Below are 18,075 nucleotides of genomic sequence, written 5' to 3' on the forward strand. Positions count from 1 at the left end.
CCCGATGGTCCCCGTACCGACGCGCCCCGTACCCCGCCCGACCCGCCGTGCCGTCCGCCGCGCCGCGCTCGCGCTGACCGCCGCCGTCGCCCTGCTCGTACCGCTCACCGCGTGCGGTGACAACGATTCCGGCGGCTCCGGGGAGTCCAAGAGCTCCGGGGACGGCGGCAAGCCGCCGAAAGCCGAGCTGACCGTGCTGGCCGCCGCGTCCCTGAAGGACGTCTTCACGACGGCGGGCGCCGCGTACCAGAAGGCCAACCCCGGCACGGAGATCACCTTCTCTTTCGCCGGATCCCAGGAGCTCGCCGCCCAGGTCCGCCAGGGCGCCCCCGCCGACGCCCTGGTCACCGCCGACATCAAGACCATGGACGGGCTGAAGGGCGAGACCGGCACCCCCGCCGTGATCGCCAAGAACCGGCTCGTCATCGCCGTCGAGGACGGCAACCCGCGCAAGGTCGGCGCCCTGAAGGACCTCGCCGACCCGAAGCTGAAGGTCGTCCTCGCCGCGCCCGAGGTACCCATCGGCCGCTACAGCAAGAAGATCCTGGACGCCCAGGGCATCACCGTGAAACCCGTCTCCCAGGAGCCGAACGTCCGGGCCGTGCTGAGCAAGGTCCAGTTGGGCGAGGCCGACGCCGGACTCGTGTACCGCACCGACGCCGCCACCGCGCCCGACAAGGTCGACGCGATCGAGATCCCCGACGCCCAGAACGCCGTCGCCGAGTATCCGGCTGCCACCCTCAAGACCACGAAGAACGAGGCCGCCGCGACCGCGTTCGTGACCTGGCTCAACGGCCCCGAGGCACGGAAGCTCCTCCTCGACGCGGGCTTCCAGCAGCCGTAAGCCCGTGCTCCGCAAGCCTCTTCCGTACGGGACCCGGGAGCGCGGCCCGCGCGCCCGGGTCCCCGCAGCCCTGGCCGTACCCGCCCTGCTCGCCGTCGCGTTCCTGCTGCTGCCGCTGATCGGCATCCTCGCCCGTACCGACTGGTCCGAACTCGGCACCCATCTCACCAGCCCCGGAGTGACCGAGGCCCTCGGCCTCTCGCTCCTCGTCTCGTTCTGGGCGCTCGGCCTGTCCCTGCTGCTCGGTGTGCCCCTTGCCTGGCTGCTGGCCCGTACCGACTTCCCCGGCAAGGCCCTCGTCCGCACCCTCGTCATGCTGCCGATGGTGCTGCCGCCCACCGTCGGCGGTGTGGCGCTCCTCCTCGGCTTCGGGCGGCGCGGACTCCTCGGGCCGTGGCTGGAGGACACCTTCGGGATCACCCTGCCGTTCCACACCTCGGGCGCGGTGGTCGCCGCCACGTTCGTCGCGATGCCGTTCCTCGTCATCAGCCTCGAAGGCGCGCTCAACGGGCTCCGCCCGGAGTACGAGGAGACCGCCGCGTCCCTCGGCGCCTCACCCCTGCGGGTGTTCCGTACCGTCACCCTCCCGATGGTCGCCCCCGGCCTCCTCGCGGGCGCCGCCCTCACCTGGGCCAGGGCGCTCGGCGAGTTCGGGGCGACGATCACCTTCGCGGGCAACCTCCCCGGGGTGACGCAGACCCTCCCGCTCCAGGTCTATCTGCTCCTCCAGGACGACCCGGCCGCCGCGACCTCCGTATCGCTGCTGCTGCTCGCCATCGCCATGGCCGTCCTGATCGCCCTGCGCGGCCGGTGGACCGGCGGCGCGGTCGCCGACCGTACCTCTGCCGACGCCGCCCCCGGAGACGACACCTACGACGACGCTCCGTCGGGCGACCCCCCGGACGGCCGGTGGTCCCTCCACACCCGGGTCACCGGCTTCACCCGGCTCACCCTCGACGCCGCCCCCGGCACCACGATCGCCGTCGTCGGCCCCAACGGAGCAGGGAAGACGACCCTGCTCCGCGCCCTCCTCGGCCTCACCCCGCGCGCCCACGCCGAACTCCGCCTCGGCGACGAGGACGTCACCCGGCTGCCCCCGCACCGGCGCCGGGTCGCCTGGGTCCCCCAGAACGGCGCGCTCTTCCCGCATCTGAGCGCGCTCGACAACACGGCGTACGGGCTGCGCTCCCACGGCGTCCCCCGTACGGAGGCCCGCCGCACCGCCCGCCGCTGGCTCGACCGCCTCGGCGTGGGCCATCTCGCCCACCGCCGCCCCGCCCAGCTCTCCGGCGGCCAGGCCCAACGCGTCGCCCTGGCCCGCGCGCTGGCCGCTGGCCCCCGTCTGCTGCTCCTCGACGAACCGCTCGCGGCGCTCGACCAGACCACCCGCGCCCGGGTACGGCACACCCTGCGCCGCCACCTCGACGGCTTCGGCGGCGTCTGCCTGATCGTCACCCACGACCCGGTGGATGCGGTCTCCCTGGCCGACCGCGTCCTGGTCCTCGACAACGGCACCCCCGTCCAGGACGCCCCACCCACCGAACTCACCCGCCACCCCCGCTCCCCGTGGGTCGCCCGCATGCTGGGCCGCAACGCCTACCCCGGCACGGTGGCCCCGGACGGCTCGATCACGCTACGAGACGGCGGCCACCCCCTGACCGTCGCCGACCCCCCACCCCCCGGCACGGAGATCCTCGCGGTGATCGCCCCCGAATCCATCGCCCTCCACCCCACCCGCCCCACGGGCAGCCCCCGCAACGTCCACCCCGGCACAATCCGCGAGATCACGACATCGGGCGCCCGCCTGCGGGTCCTGGTGACATCCCCGGAAGCCCCCGACCTGATCGCGGAGATCACCCACGAGTCGGCGACGGAGTCGGGCCTGGCGGAGGGCGTGAAGGTATGGACGAGCGTGAAGGCGACGGAGGTGGTGACGGTGGCGCTGTGAGGCCCTGGGGGAGGGGGTCCTTCCTAAGGTGGCGGCGTGCATGACGGAGGCTGTGTGCGAGATGCTGACGACACGAGGCCGGCCAGCGGGTCCGGCTGCTTGAGCCAAGTAAATGAAATGCGCGTTGACTGCCGGAAGAAGTGCAGGTCAGGAAGTGTCGTCCCCGCGTGTGCGGGGGTGGTCCGGGTGACCCGGGTTCGGTCTCGAACGATGGTTCGTCGTCCCCGCGTGTGCGGGGGTGGTCCGATGTGGGCGATGACGAAGCCGGACCTCGGGGTGTCGTCCCCGCGTGTGCGGGGGTGGTCCGCTCGGGTACCAGTTCGCGGGGTCGGCGCGGCGGTCGTCCCCGCGTGTGCGGGGGTGGTCCCTGGGCGAACTCCTCGTCGGGTAGCTGCTCGATGTCGTCCCCGCGTGTGCGGGGGTGGTCCGTAGGCCGACTCTCCGCGGGCGTCGGTGCCGAGGTCGTCCCCGCGTGTGCGGGGGTGGCCCCGCGGTGTTGATGTCGAGCCCCACCGCGTACGGGTTGTCCCCGCGTATGCGGGGGTGGATCCGGTGCCCCCGTCTCCCCGCCTGCCGGCCACTCGTTGTCCCCGGCGCGGAGCGACTGCACCAGCGGGCCGCCGAAGTCCTGCTGTCCACCGCATGAGGGACCAAATGAACACTCTCACCCTTGGCGTCATCGTGCTGACCATGGGAAACCGCGAGCCGGAACTACGGGCCCTCCTCGATTCGGTGGCCGCGCAGGACGGGGGCGCTGCCACGGTTGTCGTACTGGGCCAGGGCACCGGGGTGCCGGATCTCCCGGCCGGGGTGGTGGCCGTCGAACTACCGGAGAACCTCGGGATCCCCGGAGGCAGGAACGCCGGTGTCGCATGGCTGCGGAAACACGGCGGCGTGGACATCGTGGTGATCCTGGACGACGACGGTCTCCTGCCCGGGACCGACACCCTGCGCCTGGTGAGGGAGGCGTTCACCGTTGCCCCCCGGCTGGGGATCGTGAGCTTCCGCATCGCCGATGAGGACGGGCTGACCCAGCGCAGGCACGTCCCCCGCCTGGGCGCCTCCGACCCGTTGAAGTCCGGACCGGTCACCACCTACCTCGGCGGCGGCCACGCCATCCGTATGAGCGTGATCGACGAAGTCGGCGCGTTCCCGACCCCGTTCTTCTACGCGCACGAGGAGACCGACTTCGCCTGGCGCGCCCTGGACGCCGGATGGGATATCCACTACCGCGCCGACCTCGTACTCAACCACCCCCGCACCGCCCCCTCGCGCCACGCCCTCTACTACCGCAACACCGGCCGCAACCGCGTCTGGCTGGCGAAACGGCATCTGCCCGCCGTCCTGGTGCCCGTGTACCTGATGACATGGGCGGCGTACACCGTCAAACAGAGGCCTCCGACGGAGGGCCTCAAGGCGTGGTGGGCCGGATTCTTCGAAGGGGTGCGCGTGCCGTGCCCGCCGCGAAAACCCATCCGGTGGCGCACGGTGTGGCGGATGACCAGGCTGGGGCGTCCGCCGGTGATCTAGGTCGTCTCTTTCGGATCTTGCCGGGCTCGCGTGCCCTGGCACCGCGCCTCGCCGCGTTGTCGTCAGTCGTCGACGCTCCGCGTGGACTCCATCCTCCGCCTTGCGATCCACGGCACCAGACCCCGCTCACTGATCCGGCCTGATCCGAAAGAAACTCCCTAGTCGGCCTCAGAAGGGCGTACGCATCGAGCGCTGCTCCCACTCGCGGATGCGGGTTGTTCCGGTCCCGGCTGCGGGTCCTGGTGACGTCCGCGGAAGCCCCCGGCCTGGTCGCGGAGATCACTCACGAGTCGGCGACGTAGGTGGTGAGCGTGCCGGGTCCGGCCGGCCGTCGCGGCTGTTGCCGCCCGAGGACCGGGGCGTCAGTGGCCGTCCACGGTCGGCCGGTGATGGACGTACTCCACCACGGTGCCGTCCGGATGCCGAGCGTTGAACCCGGCCCCGGTCGGTACCTCCTGAAGCGGAAAGACGATCTCCGCACCCTCGGCCACGAGCCGGTCGTAATAGGGGCGGACATCGTCGACGAGCAGGGTCCCCGTGGTGCTGCGGAACGGCCGCAGATCCTCCCGGCCGCCCTCGATCAGGAGGAACGCGCCGACCGTCGCCAGGCGGAGATTCTTTGCGGGGAACGCGAAGCGGGCATCGGCGTCGACGTCTTGCAGGCGTTCATAGAACGCGATGCGGGATTCCAGCTCGCCGGGTTCGACGAACACCCTGATGAGCACCCGGGGTTCGCGCAGGTCGGATGAGTCGTTATGCCTGCGCCACACTTGGGGAGCAGTAGTTTCGTCGGCCATCGCGCCAGTTTCCGCACGCCTGGTGTGCGAATCAAGCGATGGGCAAGTTGTTCACAGGGTCGTCGCACCAGGCCGTCGTACCGGTGGCGGTCACCGTCAGCCCGAACCGCGTCGGCCCGGGACACCCGGCGGCCGCCCACCACCTGTGAGCACCGGCCAGTTCGTCCCAGAGACGTCGTGGCCCGCTTTGGTAGACGGTGTTCTCCGTCGAGCCGTCTGCGAGTACCGCGGCGGCCCACGACAGGTCGGTCAGGCCGTAGAGCCATGCGCTGACAGCCGGGCCACGCCGGTCGGCCAACAGTGCGCAGTCCCCGATCAGCAGTCCCGCCACGGCGGCGAATGGGTGCCGCAACCGGTCGTCGAGCCCGAGGTCCGTCGCGGTCAGGTCGGTCACCCCTGTGTCGGCGTCACCGGGGAACCCGTCCGGGAGGTACGCGGCCTGGTCGAGCCGGTGCCGCTGGGAACGGATCTTCATGAACTCGACCGTTCCCGTGAACGGCCCCGAGGCGCTTCGTCCGTCGTCGGCGACGACGAGGCCGGCGAGGCAGTCCACATTGCTGAAGCGCGTTCCCCATGGCGCGACGATCCGCCCGCCCGGCCGGGTCTGTTCGACCCACGCGTACGGGAGACCGCGCACACCGGCCGTGGCGATGACCCGGTCGTACGGTGCCCCGGCGGGATGACCGAGCAGCCCGTCGCCGGTGACCACTTCCGGGCCCGGCCCGAACCCGGCGAGCCGGTCGCGGGCGGCTTCGGCGACGGTGGCGTCCACTTCTACGGTGACCACGTTCGCGGCACCGAGGCGGTGGGCGAGCAGGGCGGCGTTCCACCCCGTCCCGGTGCCGATCTCCAGCACCCGGTCACCGTCACGTACATCCAAATCTCGGAGCATACGGGCGACGACGCTCGGCATCGACGCCGAGGACGTGGACAGCCGCCCGGGTTCCGGGCCCGTATGGGCACCGTCGTCCCACTGGGTGACGACCGGTACATCGGCGTCCGCGTACGCGTTCCACCTCTCGGGGTCGTCGCTTCTCGACACCCTGACGCTCGCGCCCGTTTCCATGTCGTAGGGCCACATCGCATCGGGCAGAAACGCGGATCGCGGCACGGCCTCGAAGGACGGAACCCATGCCGGGACCAGGGCCCCGGATTCAAGGAGCCCGCGCCGCACTTCGTCCCGCCGCGCGCGTCTCGACGGCCCGGGAGCCGTCACTTGCGGTGCTTGCCGTCCCCTTCGGGGGTACTGCCGTCAGGACTCGGCGGCTCCTGCGGCGGAGTCCACGGCTGCCCCGGGAGGCTGTCATTGCTCCCGCCACCGTCTCCACTGTCCTCGCCGCCGCCGCTGCGCATGACCGACTCGACCATCACGACCTCCCAAGCTCACCGTATGGACTCATACAGGACTGTAGAGACGAGTGGAGCCGGTCAACAGCCCGCAATTGAGCCCTCTGCAAAAATACCTCGGGTGGGTGACACATCATTTGGCCACTCGTGATGGGGTTTGTTGAAACGTTTTCGCAGATGCGCAGGGTCGAGATCGACGGAACCTGCGGTAGCGGCGCGAGTAACCGGTCTTTCAATGACCTCACACGTCTCGTGGACACCCCGACTAATGTGGGGAATTCTCAGGATGCCCGGCGTTCAGCCGAGGGACTTCTCGATGGCCTCGAAGATGTCCGCGTCGGTTTCCTGCTGCCACGTCGGCAGATCGGGCCAGTCGGCCACGTACCCCGGCTTCGGGTCCTCGAAGTGCTTGAACATCTGCGCGGTCCAGCAGATGGCGACGAAGCGGCCCTTCTGTTCGCGGGAGAGCCGGGCCGTGTGTCCGCCGCTGATCTCGACGAACCGGCGGACCTGCTCGTATACGGATCCCGCGGCTTGCCGCTCCCACTCCGGTGTGTCGTCCCAAGGGGTGATGTACCCGGCCTTCGGTTCCCCCGGGAAGTGCCGCCGCACTCCGGCGATCCATGCCTCGCGGAACAGTCGTGCGCCTTCGGTCTGCGACATGCGACTCCTTTTCGTTTCGGTTTTCCGGGAAGCGATCGTTCTCGGCTCCGGATGGGGCCACGGGCCGACGGCCGGAATCGCCGCTGGTTCAAGCAACCGCACTCAGGGCGTCGGCGAGGGTGTCGCGGCCGGGTGTGTCGTGGGGGAGTGCTCGATACAGCGCCAGAGTTCGTGTCCTCGTCAACCCCGTTCGATACGCCTCCGGCAGGTCACCGTAGACGCGGGCTGCGAGCCGGGCGGCGGTGTCGCGGTCGCCGTCGTGGGCCCGGCAAGTGGCTTCGTCGATCGTGATCAATGCCCTCGTCATGAGCGATGGCGTGCGTGTCAGCGCGAGCGCGGCCTGTTGGGTCTCGTACGCCCGTCGTGTCTCTCCGAGGTGGGTGAACGCCTGGGACAGATGGACGTGGTGTTTCTGCAAGGGGTATCCGAACCAGGTGTCCGCACGCTGTTGCGGGGTCAAATGGTCCGCCAGTCGTTCGACGTCGGCCACCGCGTCGAGTGCGCGCTGCCGGTCACCGCTGACCGCGTAAGCGCGAGCAGCGACCGCCGAGGCGAGGGCTCCCGCCGCGCTCGGTGCGGCACCGGCGATGTGGCGTGCGCGGTCCGCGAGGCGGGCGGAGGCGGCGGCCGCTCCATAGTTGAGCGGCACCATCGCTTCGCGGGCGAGTACCCAGGCATGGAGCAGTCGATCGCCGGACTTCTCCGCCGCCCGAGCGGCGGTGGCGCTCCACCGATGGGACTCACGATGGTGCCCCAAGTCGTGGAGGACGATGGCCACCATTCCTGCCAACTGCCCTGTGACATGGGCGAGAACGGAGCGATCCGCGTCGCTGTGGGGGCGGGTCAGCAGTGGTCTGAGGTCATCGAACTCGGCGGCGAGGTCCCCGAGAACGGCTGCGGGGTCTTGGCCGTGGTAGCCGTAGCCGTACCGTTCGGTCGTGGACTCCCAGTAGTCCAGATCTGTGGCCCGGTCGGCGGCGAGGGCGGCGTCGACGTCCTTGCGGGTGGTCGTGAGTGCGGCGAGCCCGGGACCTGCCATTCCGGCCGCGAGCGCGCCGCGGAGTACTGCGCGGCGCTTCATTGGGTCGTCTTCCTGTTCATCGTCGTTGGTGTCCGGCATTGGCCCGATTTCCCACGGGCGTGCTGCCAAGCCTAGGCGGGCGCCGGGGATTCTGAGTCCGTCTGCGATGCGTTCAAGCACCGGCAACGAACTAACCGTCCCATCTCCGCGCGCCATACGGCTGACACGTTCGGGACGAATGTCGCACGCCTCCCCGATCCGGTTGAAGCTCAAGCCGCCCTGGGCATGCGCCAGGGCGAACACCGCCCCGATGTCGCAGCGTTCCAACGCGGCGCGGACGCGCGGGTCGTTCAGCAACGTGGTGGGGAGAGCAGTTGGCGACAGCGGTTCCATTGTGGCCCCTTGGCTGAGCGGCGGTACCCCCACGACGGGTACCCCCATCATGGGCCCCTCTCCGCCTGGTTACCGCAAGGCTGCGTCCGTTCTTCAATGGCCCAACAGCCCACAGCTGAAACGGGTTACCGCTGTTGCCTCTTGTTTCAAAGCCCCCAAGTGGATTGTCCGGCGACGCTCCACCCGGGTTTGGACCGCGCAGCTTTCGAGGAGCTGATCATCCGTATGCGTGCATCTGTCGCCCATGTGTTCGTCCGCACGAGGTGGTTGCGATGACTCTGGAGAGCTTGCTGGCCGAGCCTCGGCCTGTCGTCGATGCGGTGGTGTGTGGGGTGTGTGGGCGGGAGACGGCGGCGCCGGTGGAGGTGCGGCCGGGTGTTGTCGCCTGTCCGGAGCACGTTCTCGATGTGTTCGAGAATCGGGTGGTGGCCCGGTGACCGGTATGGAGCTTCCGGTGTTCCGGGGGCGGGTGGTGCCGTGGATCACGCCGTGGTCCGGGGCGCCGGAGCTGCCCGCACCCCTGGTCCGTGCCCCCGGCGGGCGGGGGATCGCCTACGCCGACGAAGGCGTGCACGACCGCACGTACGACGGGGTGCTGCTGGCGCGCGGACGGGGGCACCGGAGCACGGATGCGGGCGGGTATCCGCTGTACGACCAGGTCGATCCCCGGCGCCAGCACAAAGCCGCCGACCAGCTCCTGTGCCAGGTCTGCGGCACCAAGCCGCCCCACTCCCGCGAGGGCCGGCTGTGGCTCCTCGCAGGCGTGGACGACGCGGTGGAGGAGGCGCTGACCCTCACCCCACCGATCTGCCCCACCCCCTGCGCCGTGCTCGCCCTGCGGCAGTGTCCGGCGCTCGCGAAGGCGCACACGGCGGTACGGGTGCGCTACCCCAGGCCGTGGGGCTACCACGGCACCCTCCACACCCCCGGCACCACCCCGCAACCCGTGGCCCTGCCGCACGAAGACCCCCGACTGCCCTGGCTCCTCGCCGAGCGCGCCGTCACCCGCCTCATCGGCTGCACCCCCACCCACCTCCCATGAAGCCCGTGAGCAGCGCCCGCGTCCACCACGCCGCCCTCGGCGACCCGGCCGAAGCACGCGACAGCTACCCCGGGGACGAGGCTCTGGTGCAGCAGCTCGTGGGTATCGGGTATCCCGTCCACGCCATCGCCCGGGCCACCCGCGCCTTCCACCTCCGCGCCGTCACCCACCTCGTACGCGACCTCGGGATCGGGCAGATCGTGGAAATCGGACCCGGCCTTCCACCCCACACCACCCCTGCCACCCACCACATCGCCACCCGGCACCACCACAACCGGACCCGCGTCCTGTACATCGACCACGACCCCGAAGTCACCGCCCACCTCAACACCGCCTACGAAGACGCCGGAAGCGGAATCCGCTCCCTCACCGGCGACCTGCGCCAACCCGACGACATCCTCACCGACATCGCCCTCCACCTCGACCTGCGGAAGCCCGTCGCACTCGTCGCCACCGGCGTCCTCGACCAGATCACCGACGACGACCATCCACACGCGGCCGTACGACGCCTCCTCAACGCCCTCCCCACCCGCAGCGCCCTCGTCGCCACCCACCTCACCCACGAACACGACCCCCAGACAATCCACCGGGCCGCACGCCTCCTGACCGACGCCGGACTGCCGACCTACCCCCGGGGCTTCGAGGAGATCGCCGCCTTCTTCGACGGCCTCACCCCCATCGGCCCCGGCCTCGTCCCCACCGCCCAATGGCACCCCACCCACACCGACAACCACGCACCACCCACCGACCACACCTACAGCGCCATCGGACACCTCACCTGAAAGAACCCTCCGTGCACACCATCCGCGTCACCGGCGAGATCCGAATCCAACCGCCCCTCCCACAGCGCCTGACACAGGCGACTCCGTACCACCCCGACAACCCCGAAACCCCGCCCTACGGCTGCGACCTCATCCTCCACCTCGACACCACCGGCAACGCCACCCACCTCACCACCCGACGCCACGACACCCACGCCCTCACCCACCAAATCCAACACGCCCTCAACACCTTCCCCGACCACACCTTCACCGGCCACCTCCACTGCCACGGCAACCAACCCGGAAACCAATGGCACATCACCATCACCAACGGACACGCCAAAGTCACGCGGACAGCGGAGGCTTAACGGCATCGACCCCGGTCCGCGTTACGCGTCCATACCCAGCGCCCGCTTCATGATCTTGCCCATGTCGTTGCGCGGCAGCGCGTCCAGGAAATGGATCACGCGCGGGCGCTTGTGGGGCGCCAGCTGGGCGGATACGTGGGCGGCCAGCTCGGCCGGTGACGGGCGGGTGTCCGGGGTGGCCGGGACGATCCAGGCCACCACGCGCTCGCCGAGGTCCGGGTCGGGCTCGCCGGTGACCGCCGCCTCCCGTACCCCGGGGTGGTCCAGCAGCGCGTTCTCGATCTCCCCGGCGCCGATCTTGTAGCCGCCGCTCTTGATCAGGTCCGTGGCCCGCCGCCCCACGATCCGTACCGAGCCGTCCGCGTCCCGTACGCCCATGTCCCCGGTGCGGAACCAGTCGCCGTCGAACGCCGCCGCCGTCGCGTCCGGCCGGTTCAGATAGCCCGTGAAGAGGTTCGCGCCCCGGACCTGGATCTCCCCGATGGTCTCCCCGTCGTACGAGGTCACCGGCTGCCCGCCGTCGTCCACCAGCCGCAGTCCCACGCCCGGCAGCGGTACCCCGACCGAGCCCGGCCTGGGTGTCGGGTCGTCGGCCCGGACGCTGGTGTTCATCAGCGTCTCCGTCATGCCGTACCGCTCCACGACCCGGCGGCCGGTGGCGGTGGTGAGCCGGGTGTGGTCGGGCAGCGGCAGCGCCGCCGAACCCGACACCAGGAGCCGCGCCCCCGCCAGCGCCTTCACCAGCGCCGGGTCCTCGTCGACCGTCTCCGCCAGCCGGTGGTACATCGTCGGCACACCGAACAGCAGCGTCCCGCCGTCCGCCAGTTCGCGCCGCACCCCGTCGACGGAGAACCGTCCCAGATGGCGCAGCTCCCCGCCGCGCCGCAGCGGCCCGAGGACCCCGAGGATCAGCCCATGGACATGGAACAGCGGCAGCCCGTGCACCAGGACGTCGTCCCCGGTCCACGCCCAGGCGTCGGCGACCGCGTCCAGGGTGGCGGCGATCGCCCGGCGCGGCAGCACGGCGCCCTTAGGGGGGCCCGTGGTGCCCGAGGTGTAGACGACCATCGCCGGGGCGGCCGGGTCCACCGGACCCGGCGGCGGTCCGCCGACCCCCGTCACCGGGATGTCGACCCGCTCATGCGCCGCCAGCGGCGCGGGCAGTTCGTCCCCGGGGCCCGCCAGCACCAGCCGGGGCGCGCTGTCCGCCAGGATGTGCCCCAGCTCCCGCTCGCCCGTCTTCGGGTTCAGCGGTACGACGGGCACCCCGGCGAGCAGCGCGGCCACCACACCGACGGCGGTCTCCAGCGTCGGCGTCGCCCACAGCGCGACCCGGGACGCGCCGCCGATCCGTACCGCCAGCTCACCCGCGGCGTCCGCCAGTTCGCCGTACGTCAGCGACCGGTCCCCGAACCGCAGGGCCGGGCGGCCGGACGACGACCGCAGCGCCGGGAAGAGGTCCCCGGCGCCGTAGGTGTCGTCGTCGTGGGTCAGGTCGTCGTCCGTCATGGCGGGTCATCCTCCGTCGGTGGCCGGGCTGCCGGGCTTCGCCCCATTCTTCAGCCCGGGGCTCCCGGTGTCCGCCCCGGCGGTGCGCATCCTCCCGTACGCGTAGACACAGCCGGCCAGCGCCAGGTCCGACAGCAGCATGAAGCCGATGGCGTACGAACCCTTGGCGCTGTAGATCGCGCCCATCACCAGCGGTGGTACGAAGCCGCCGAGGCCGCCCATCGCGCCCACGATCCCGGTGACGCTGCCGATCTGCGACTGCGGAGTCACCCGCGCCACCAGGGCGAACACAGCGCCCGACGCGGCGCCGAGGCCGGCCGCCATGAGCAGCAGGAAGAGGGTGCCGCCCGGGTTCAGCGGCGGGTCGAAGGCCTGGGCGATCGCGGTCAGCGCCACCAGGCCGAGCGCGGCGGCGGTGACGTACGCCGGATGGACCCGGTCCGACAGCCAGCCGCCGAACGGCCGGAACACCACCGTGACCAGGGCGAATCCGGCGGCTTTGGTGCCCGCGTCGGTGGGGTCCAGCTCGTACCAGGTCCGCAGATACGTCGGCAGATAGACCCCGAACGCCACGATCCCGCCGAACCCGATCGCGTACAGCGCCGACAGCTCCCAGGTGACCCGCAGCCGCCCGGCGCGCGCCAGCCGCACCCCGAGGGACTCGGTGGGGATTTTCCGGTCCGGCCGGTCGGTGATGAGGAAGAAGGAGAGGACGGCGAAGACGGCGAGGGCGGCGGCGACCACCAGGAAGGGGAGGTTCTCGCCGTGTTTCGCGATCCGCGGGGTGAAGTAGCCGGACAGGGCGACACCGCCCATGCCCATCCCGAAGATCCCGATCGCCAGACCGCGCCGGGCGGGCGGGAACCAGGAGTTCACCAGCGGTACGCCGATCGCGAACGTGGTCCCGCCGAGGCCGAGCAGGAAACCCGTCGCGAGCATCGCCGCGTACGAACTCTTCGCCGGGATCAGCAGCAGTACGGGCACGATCGTGGCGGCGCTGACCAGGGGGAACATCACCCGGGCGCCATAGCGGTCGGTGAGCGCGCCGACCGGGACCCGGCCCAGGGACCCGACCAGGACGGGCACCGCGACCAGGACCGACTGCTGGAAGGAGTCGAGACCCAGCCGGTCCTGGTAGAAGCCGCCCAACGGTGAGATCAGGTTCCACGCCCAGAACGTGAGGGTGAAGCCGATCGTGGCCGCGGCGAGATTGCGGTACGCGGCGAAGGGGCCGCTGGCGACGTGGTCCACACCGCCAGTCAAGGGCGGGGGCGGGGGCCGGGCGCGCTGGGGTACTCCGTACGGGCGGCGCCCCGCATGGTCGAGGCGCTACCGGGGTGCTTCCCAGACGGTCGTACGGCCCCGGGCGCTCCCGGCCTCCGGCCCGGCGCCTGGTTCCGGCGCGCCGTCGTCGCCGACCGTGAGGCGGATCCCGGGCGCGCCGTCCCCGAGCAGGACCGTCGCGTCCACCACCACCTCGACCGCGCCGACACCGGGGCGGCGGTGCGCGGCGGCGAGCGCCGAGCGCAGGGCCGCGATCAGCCGCTCGTCGGCGGGCGGGCGGATCAGCGCGTCGACCGGGCCGCGAAAGTGCACCGACGGCGGGAAGCCGAGCAGCGCGGCGGCGCCCGCCGTCTCCCGCAGCACCCGGCCGCGGAAACCGGTCGGCGCGTCGGCGGGCGGCTGCTGGAGGGCGAAGATGGTGGTCCTGACCTCCTGGATGGTGGAGTCGAGTTCGTCGACCGCCCGGCCGATCAGCTCCGCCGCCTCCGAAGCCTCGGGCAGGGCCCGGCGGCGCGCGGACTCCAACATCATCTCCGTGGCGAACAGCCGCTGGACGACGAGATCGTGCAGATCGCGGGCGATCCGGTCGCGGTCCTCGAACACGGCCAGCCGCTCGCGGTTGTGCTGGGCGTCGGCGAGTACGAGCGCGAGGGCGGCCTGGGAGGCGAACTGCGAGGCCAGCAGCCGTTCGAGGGCGCTGTACGGGCGGCCGTCGCGGCTTCGGGGCAGGGCGAGGGTGCCGATGAGCCGGCCGCCGGACTGGAGCGGCAGCATCATCGAGGGGCCGAAGCGGGTCCTCACATGGGTGGTCATCCTGGGGTCCGTCGCGGAGTCCTCGACGAACACCGGCTCGCCGCCGAGGAGCTGGACCAGGACGGGGGAGCCGGGGGCGATGGTCGTTCCCACGATGTCGTCCGACGAGCCGGTGTCGCGGTCGCCGTCGCGGTCGTGGTCGCGGTCGCGGTCGGTGCCGGTGCCGCGGTCGCCGTCGTCGGTGTCGGTGAAGGGACCGCCGGTGTCCGCGTCAGTCGACGCCGCGACGATCTCCATACCCCCGTCGGCCGTCGGCTGGAGGACCACCCCGGCCGCGGCCCCCGCCAGGATCCTCGCCCGTTCGGCCACCGTCATCAGGGCGTCCTGCGCGCTGCTGCCGGTCAGCAGGGCCGTCGTCACGGCCGCCGCGCCCTCGATCCAGCGCTCCCGCTGGCGGGCGGTCTCGTACAGCCGTGCGTTGCCGATCGCCGTACCCGCCTGGGATGCGAGCATCCGCAGCAGCGCCAGATCCCCCTCCGTGAAGGGGCCCCCGTGCTTCTCCGTCAGATAGAGATTGCCGAAGACCTCGGTATGCACCCGGATCGGGACACCCACGAAGGACCGCATCACGGGGTGGGCGTCGGGGACGCCGGAGGAGCGGGGATCCTGGGTGAGGTCGTCGATCAGCAGGGGCCGGGGATCGCGGATGAGGAGCCCGACGATGCCCGCGTCCCCCGTCGGCAGCCGGCCGATCCGGTGCCGCTCCTCATCGCTCATCCCGCAGGTGAAGAGGTCGGAGAGGGTGCCGCGCTCCGGGTCGATGACGCCGAGCGCGCCGTACCGGGCGCCGGTGAGCGCTGCGGCCGTGTCGACGATGTGCTGGAGCGTGGCGGGCAGTTCGAGATCGGTGCCCAGGCCGAGGACCGCCTCCAGCAGGACGTGCAGCGGGGGAGCGCCGTCGTCCACGGGCTTCCCGCCTCCCCTCGCGCCGCCGGGTCCGGCCCCGCGTCGTACGTCTACCGGGCGACCTCCGCCAGCGGATTCAGGACCAGTGGCTGGATCTTGCCCTCCAGCATCGCCCCGAGGCCGAGGATCGCACAGATGTCCGGGCGCTCGGCGATCTCCACCGGCATCCCCGTCGTGTCGCGCAGCATCTGGTCGAGGCCGGGGAGCAGCGCGCTGCCGCCGACCATGGTGATACCCCGGTCGGCGAGGTCGGCGACCAGATCGGGCGGGCAGTCCCTGAGGACCCGGCCGATGCCGTCGAGTACCAGTGTCAAGGGGGTGTGGATGGCGTTGCGTACCGCCGCCGTGTCGACATGGACCGTACGGGCCAGGCCGGTGGCGACGTCCCGGCCGTGGATCTCGGTGACCTCGGGCCCCTGGGATGTCAGACCGTTGCCGCTGAGGGCGAGCTGGAGGGGGCGTACGGACTGGCTGGGCAGCATCAGCTCGTGCTGGGTCCGCAGATGCTGGATCACCGCGGCGTCGATGGCGTTGCCGCCCACCGGCACCCGCTCGGCCCGCACGATCGAGCCCAGGGACAACACGGCGAGCTGGGTGGTCGCCGCCCCGCACACCATGATCATGGTGGCGGTCGGCTGCTCCACGGGCAGTCCGCAGCCCACGGCCGCCGCGATCAGGGTGTCCACCAGCTCGACCCGGCGGGCGCCGAGACCGATCATGGTCTCCACGGCCGCGCGCTGGGCCAGCGGGTCGGCGTCGTGGGGCGTACAGGCCGCCGCGCGCAGCCGGGGCTTGCGGCGGAGCTGGCGGCGGAGCTTCTCGCCCAGCAGATGGCGCAGCATCCGCTGGGCCATCTCGATGTCGACGACCGTTCCGCCGGAGACCGGGCGGGCGACCCGGATGTAGTGGGGGGTGCGGCCCGTCATCTGTTCGGCGAGCGCGCCGACGGCGATGAGGGACCCGGTCCTGGTGTTCACGGCGGCGACGCTCGGTTCGTCGACCACGAGTCCGGCGCCCTTGACGAAGACCCGGGTACGGGCCGCGCCGAGGTCCACGGCGACATGGCAACGGCGCAGCTGCTCCAGACTGACGTTCACGACGATCCTCCCGAGGCGGTACGGCGATCCGGCGATCCGGCGGTAGGCGCGGTACGCGCGGTACGTGGTCGCTCTCGCATCGTCCGTCCGGGGCGGCGGCGGCGCGCGTCGGGTGGGCCGCCCGGGTTACGCCCGGGTCACCGGGGTGCCTGACGGGGCGTCATCGGAAAGAGGGTCAGAGCAGGCGTTGCAGCAGGCCCCAGCTGAATTCGGCCACCACGCGCCGCCCCTCGGGCAGTGTCAAGGACACCTGCCAGCGTGTCGGCGCGGATCCCTCCATCGGAGTCGCCGGGGCGAACGCGCGGGCCGCCTCGTCAGCCGTACAGGACCAGGGCGTCAGATCGTCCACCGTACGGAGTACGGGGGCGGCGGCGCCCGGCGCCCGTACCAGCCACTCGTTCCACACCGCGCCGCCCGGGACCATCGCGGTCACCTCGAACCGCAGATCCGGCCAGAGGGGGACGGGCCACCGATGGGCCTCGCACTCCAGATCGCCGACCCGGCGGCGGACGGAGGACTCGGGCGGGCCGAGGACCGAGCGGTAGCGGGCGAGCGCGCCGCGCGGGGAGCGGGAGCGGCACATCGCCTGCCAGCGGCGGTTGGCCTCGCGCATCCCGGCGGCCGAAGCGCCCAGCTCCCGGCGGGCGTCCTCGACCAGTCCCGGCTGGTGGTCGGCCATCCGGCGGAGCAGGACGAGCTGGAAGTCGGGCGGACCGAAGGGCGGGGGTGGCGTGGTCATGCCCGCCATCCTCCCCGACGGTGCGAAGCGCCGGGTGGACATCCGCCGGGGATGTCAATGCCTCAAACCCCGATTCACCCGTGGGTGGAGAGTCCCCACAGGATCCTCACACGGCCCGTCACTTCTGTCTCATGGCGCCCCATAACCTGCGGGCGCCATGGATTACTGCCATCAGTGCCGACGACACCTCAACGGCGCCCTCGCCTGCGCGGGCTGCGGAACCCCCGCTCACGAGCTGCGCCGCGACCCCGCCGGTGGACGGGAGGACCCGGGCGGGCGATCCGGGTACGGCGTGCCGGAGCCGGCTCCCGCGCGCGGCCACGGCACGGGTAGCGGCGATGTCGATGCCGACGTCGACGCCGACGTCATCGAGCTGGGCGAGGTGTCCTGGCGTACGCGGGACGGCCGGGACGGCGGAGAGGGCGGTACGGATCCGGGCGCGCGCCCGGTGCCCGGAGGCGGGCGCTCCGGGGCGGGGGAGCGGGGCCGGGGCGGTCGGCGCGCCGCGTCCCGGGGCCGGACCAGGACCCGGCCCGGTGGGCGGCGGGCCCGCAGCAGGCGGGGCCGTAACGTCATCGTCGGAGTCCTCGGGCTGGTACTTGCCGGGGGCGCGCTGAGCCTGACGGAGCTGGCCCGGGAGGGCGACGGCTCCGCCCGCGTCAAGGAGAAGGACCTCAGCCGGGGCGAACCGCTGCCCGCGCCCGAGGCGCCCGAGGAAGGCACGGTCCCCGACGAGCCGGACGCCGTGACCGGGCGGCCGTCGGAGCACCCCGGGTCGCGGGGGTCGGGACGGCCCACGGCGACCGCGACCGCGACCGGTACCGGGGCCGGGACGCGCCCGGGTCCTTCGCCGAGCCGCGTCGTGACGGCCCCGGCCGCGCCGAAGCCGTGGGGCGCGCCGCCCCCCGCCCACCCCGCCCCCTCGCCCCCCCGGACGCCCGGGCCCCCCCCGCCCCCCGGCGCGGGCCCCGCGCCCCCCGGGTAGGCCCCGCCCCCGCCGCCCCCGCCCCCCC

General features: G+C 72.0%; 18 protein-coding genes and 1 CRISPR repeat array. Of the genes, 8 read left to right on the plus strand and 10 right to left on the minus strand.

Annotated elements, in window-relative coordinates:
• Window positions 1-4: 4 nt before the first annotated feature.
• The 3 genes from modA to ACFXG1_RS13140 all read left to right on the plus strand — a co-directional run bounded on the left by modA (window position 5) and on the right by ACFXG1_RS13140 (window position 4,322).
• Window positions 5-844 (plus strand): molybdate ABC transporter substrate-binding protein, encoded by an 840-nt coding sequence (gene modA / locus ACFXG1_RS13130; RefSeq protein ID WP_384742375.1) that lies wholly within the window; start codon window positions 5-7, stop codon window positions 842-844.
• 4 nt (window positions 845-848) lie between these two features.
• On the plus strand, window positions 849-2,792 hold the full coding sequence (locus ACFXG1_RS13135; protein WP_384715070.1) for an ABC transporter permease: 1,944 nt from the start codon (window positions 849-851) through the stop codon (window positions 2,790-2,792).
• A gap of 156 nt (window positions 2,793-2,948) precedes the next feature.
• Window positions 2,949-3,342: a CRISPR direct-repeat array (repeat unit 28 nt; unit sequence GTCGTCCCCGCGTGTGCGGGGGTGGTCC).
• A gap of 104 nt (window positions 3,343-3,446) precedes the next feature.
• On the plus strand, window positions 3,447-4,322 hold the full coding sequence (locus ACFXG1_RS13140; RefSeq protein WP_384715073.1) for a glycosyltransferase family 2 protein: 876 nt from the start codon (window positions 3,447-3,449) through the stop codon (window positions 4,320-4,322).
• Window positions 4,323-4,684: 362 nt separating this feature from the next.
• On the opposite strand, the gene ACFXG1_RS13145 is transcribed toward ACFXG1_RS13140, so the two are convergent.
• The 5 genes from ACFXG1_RS13145 to ACFXG1_RS13165 all read right to left on the minus strand — a co-directional run bounded on the left by ACFXG1_RS13145 (window position 4,685) and on the right by ACFXG1_RS13165 (window position 8,543).
• Window positions 4,685-5,119: a VOC family protein gene (locus ACFXG1_RS13145; RefSeq protein ID WP_384715076.1), complete on the minus strand. Its 435-nt coding sequence runs from the start codon at window positions 5,117-5,119 to the stop codon at window positions 4,685-4,687.
• 31 nt (window positions 5,120-5,150) lie between these two features.
• Window positions 5,151-6,230 (minus strand): methyltransferase domain-containing protein, encoded by a 1,080-nt coding sequence (locus tag ACFXG1_RS13150; RefSeq protein ID WP_384715079.1) that lies wholly within the window; start codon window positions 6,228-6,230, stop codon window positions 5,151-5,153.
• Window positions 6,231-6,331: 101 nt separating this feature from the next.
• A complete protein-coding gene (locus ACFXG1_RS13155) occupies window positions 6,332-6,487 on the minus strand; it encodes a hypothetical protein (RefSeq protein WP_384715082.1) in 156 nt (51 codons plus the stop codon).
• 276 nt (window positions 6,488-6,763) lie between these two features.
• Window positions 6,764-7,129 (minus strand): hypothetical protein, encoded by a 366-nt coding sequence (locus ACFXG1_RS13160; RefSeq protein ID WP_384715085.1) that lies wholly within the window; start codon window positions 7,127-7,129, stop codon window positions 6,764-6,766.
• Window positions 7,130-7,217: 88 nt separating this feature from the next.
• On the minus strand, window positions 7,218-8,543 hold the full coding sequence (locus ACFXG1_RS13165; RefSeq protein ID WP_384715088.1) for a hypothetical protein: 1,326 nt from the start codon (window positions 8,541-8,543) through the stop codon (window positions 7,218-7,220).
• A 272-nt stretch (window positions 8,544-8,815) separates the two neighbouring features.
• On the opposite strand from ACFXG1_RS13165, the gene ACFXG1_RS13170 reads away from it, so the two are divergent.
• Genes ACFXG1_RS13170 through ACFXG1_RS13185 form a run of 4 tightly spaced genes read left to right on the plus strand, consistent with a single transcriptional unit; the run spans window position 8,816 to window position 10,714 of the window.
• On the plus strand, window positions 8,816-8,980 hold the full coding sequence (locus ACFXG1_RS13170; RefSeq protein WP_384742378.1) for a hypothetical protein: 165 nt from the start codon (window positions 8,816-8,818) through the stop codon (window positions 8,978-8,980).
• A gap of 5 nt (window positions 8,981-8,985) precedes the next feature.
• Window positions 8,986-9,585: a hypothetical protein gene (locus tag ACFXG1_RS13175; RefSeq protein WP_384742380.1), complete on the plus strand. Its 600-nt coding sequence runs from the start codon at window positions 8,986-8,988 to the stop codon at window positions 9,583-9,585.
• Between the two features lie 5 nt (window positions 9,586-9,590).
• Window positions 9,591-10,367, plus strand: coding sequence for an SAM-dependent methyltransferase (locus ACFXG1_RS13180; RefSeq protein WP_384742382.1), 777 nt, complete (start codon window positions 9,591-9,593; stop codon window positions 10,365-10,367).
• 11 nt (window positions 10,368-10,378) lie between these two features.
• Complete coding sequence (locus ACFXG1_RS13185; RefSeq protein ID WP_384742384.1) at window positions 10,379-10,714, plus strand: hypothetical protein; 336 nt, start codon at window positions 10,379-10,381, stop codon at window positions 10,712-10,714.
• A 21-nt stretch (window positions 10,715-10,735) separates the two neighbouring features.
• Here the strand turns inward: ACFXG1_RS13185 and ACFXG1_RS13190 are convergent, their stop codons facing one another.
• From ACFXG1_RS13190 to ACFXG1_RS13210, 5 genes are all read right to left on the minus strand, one after another.
• A complete protein-coding gene (locus tag ACFXG1_RS13190) occupies window positions 10,736-12,223 on the minus strand; it encodes an acyl-CoA synthetase (RefSeq protein ID WP_384742385.1) in 1,488 nt (495 codons plus the stop codon).
• A gap of 6 nt (window positions 12,224-12,229) precedes the next feature.
• Window positions 12,230-13,474: an MFS transporter gene (locus ACFXG1_RS13195; protein ID WP_384716303.1), complete on the minus strand. Its 1,245-nt coding sequence runs from the start codon at window positions 13,472-13,474 to the stop codon at window positions 12,230-12,232.
• Between the two features lie 78 nt (window positions 13,475-13,552).
• On the minus strand, window positions 13,553-15,226 hold the full coding sequence (locus tag ACFXG1_RS13200; RefSeq protein WP_384716300.1) for a GAF domain-containing protein: 1,674 nt from the start codon (window positions 15,224-15,226) through the stop codon (window positions 13,553-13,555).
• A 50-nt stretch (window positions 15,227-15,276) separates the two neighbouring features.
• Window positions 15,277-16,323 (minus strand): rod shape-determining protein, encoded by a 1,047-nt coding sequence (locus ACFXG1_RS13205; protein ID WP_384716297.1) that lies wholly within the window; start codon window positions 16,321-16,323, stop codon window positions 15,277-15,279.
• A gap of 175 nt (window positions 16,324-16,498) precedes the next feature.
• The gene (locus ACFXG1_RS13210; protein WP_384716294.1) at window positions 16,499-17,071 is read right to left on the minus strand and encodes a hypothetical protein; all 573 of its coding nucleotides are present in this window, start codon (window positions 17,069-17,071) and stop codon (window positions 16,499-16,501) included.
• Window positions 17,072-17,219: 148 nt separating this feature from the next.
• Here ACFXG1_RS13210 and ACFXG1_RS13215 point away from each other — a divergent pair, with 148 nt between their 5' ends.
• A complete protein-coding gene (locus ACFXG1_RS13215; protein WP_384742388.1) occupies window positions 17,220-18,047 on the plus strand; it encodes a hypothetical protein in 828 nt (275 codons plus the stop codon).
• Window positions 18,048-18,075: the final 28 nt, after the last annotated feature.

It is taken from the genome of Streptomyces sp. NPDC059248, from assembly GCF_042753905.1.
Classification (GTDB): domain Bacteria; phylum Actinomycetota; class Actinomycetes; order Streptomycetales; family Streptomycetaceae; genus Streptomyces.

What these genes read in the sequence shown, in the direction of transcription:
- modA (WP_384742375.1), top strand. Translation starts at nt 5, where the DNA reads ATGGTCCCCGTACCGACGCGCCCCGTACCCCGCCCGACCCGCCGTGCC.
- ACFXG1_RS13140 (WP_384715073.1), top strand. Translation starts at nt 3,447, where the DNA reads ATGAACACTCTCACCCTTGGCGTCATCGTGCTGACCATGGGAAACCGC.
- ACFXG1_RS13145 (WP_384715076.1), bottom strand. Translation starts at nt 5,119, where the DNA reads ATGGCCGACGAAACTACTGCTCCCCAAGTGTGGCGCAGGCATAACGAC.
- ACFXG1_RS13155 (WP_384715082.1), bottom strand. Translation starts at nt 6,487, where the DNA reads ATGGTCGAGTCGGTCATGCGCAGCGGCGGCGGCGAGGACAGTGGAGAC.
- ACFXG1_RS13160 (WP_384715085.1), bottom strand. Translation starts at nt 7,129, where the DNA reads ATGTCGCAGACCGAAGGCGCACGACTGTTCCGCGAGGCATGGATCGCC.
- ACFXG1_RS13165 (WP_384715088.1), bottom strand. Translation starts at nt 8,543, where the DNA reads ATGGAACCGCTGTCGCCAACTGCTCTCCCCACCACGTTGCTGAACGAC.
- ACFXG1_RS13170 (WP_384742378.1), top strand. Translation starts at nt 8,816, where the DNA reads ATGACTCTGGAGAGCTTGCTGGCCGAGCCTCGGCCTGTCGTCGATGCG.
- ACFXG1_RS13175 (WP_384742380.1), top strand. Translation starts at nt 8,986, where the DNA reads ATGGAGCTTCCGGTGTTCCGGGGGCGGGTGGTGCCGTGGATCACGCCG.
- ACFXG1_RS13190 (WP_384742385.1), bottom strand. Translation starts at nt 12,223, where the DNA reads ATGACGGACGACGACCTGACCCACGACGACGACACCTACGGCGCCGGG.
- ACFXG1_RS13210 (WP_384716294.1), bottom strand. Translation starts at nt 17,071, where the DNA reads ATGGCGGGCATGACCACGCCACCCCCGCCCTTCGGTCCGCCCGACTTC.
- ACFXG1_RS13215 (WP_384742388.1), top strand. Translation starts at nt 17,220, where the DNA reads ATGGATTACTGCCATCAGTGCCGACGACACCTCAACGGCGCCCTCGCC.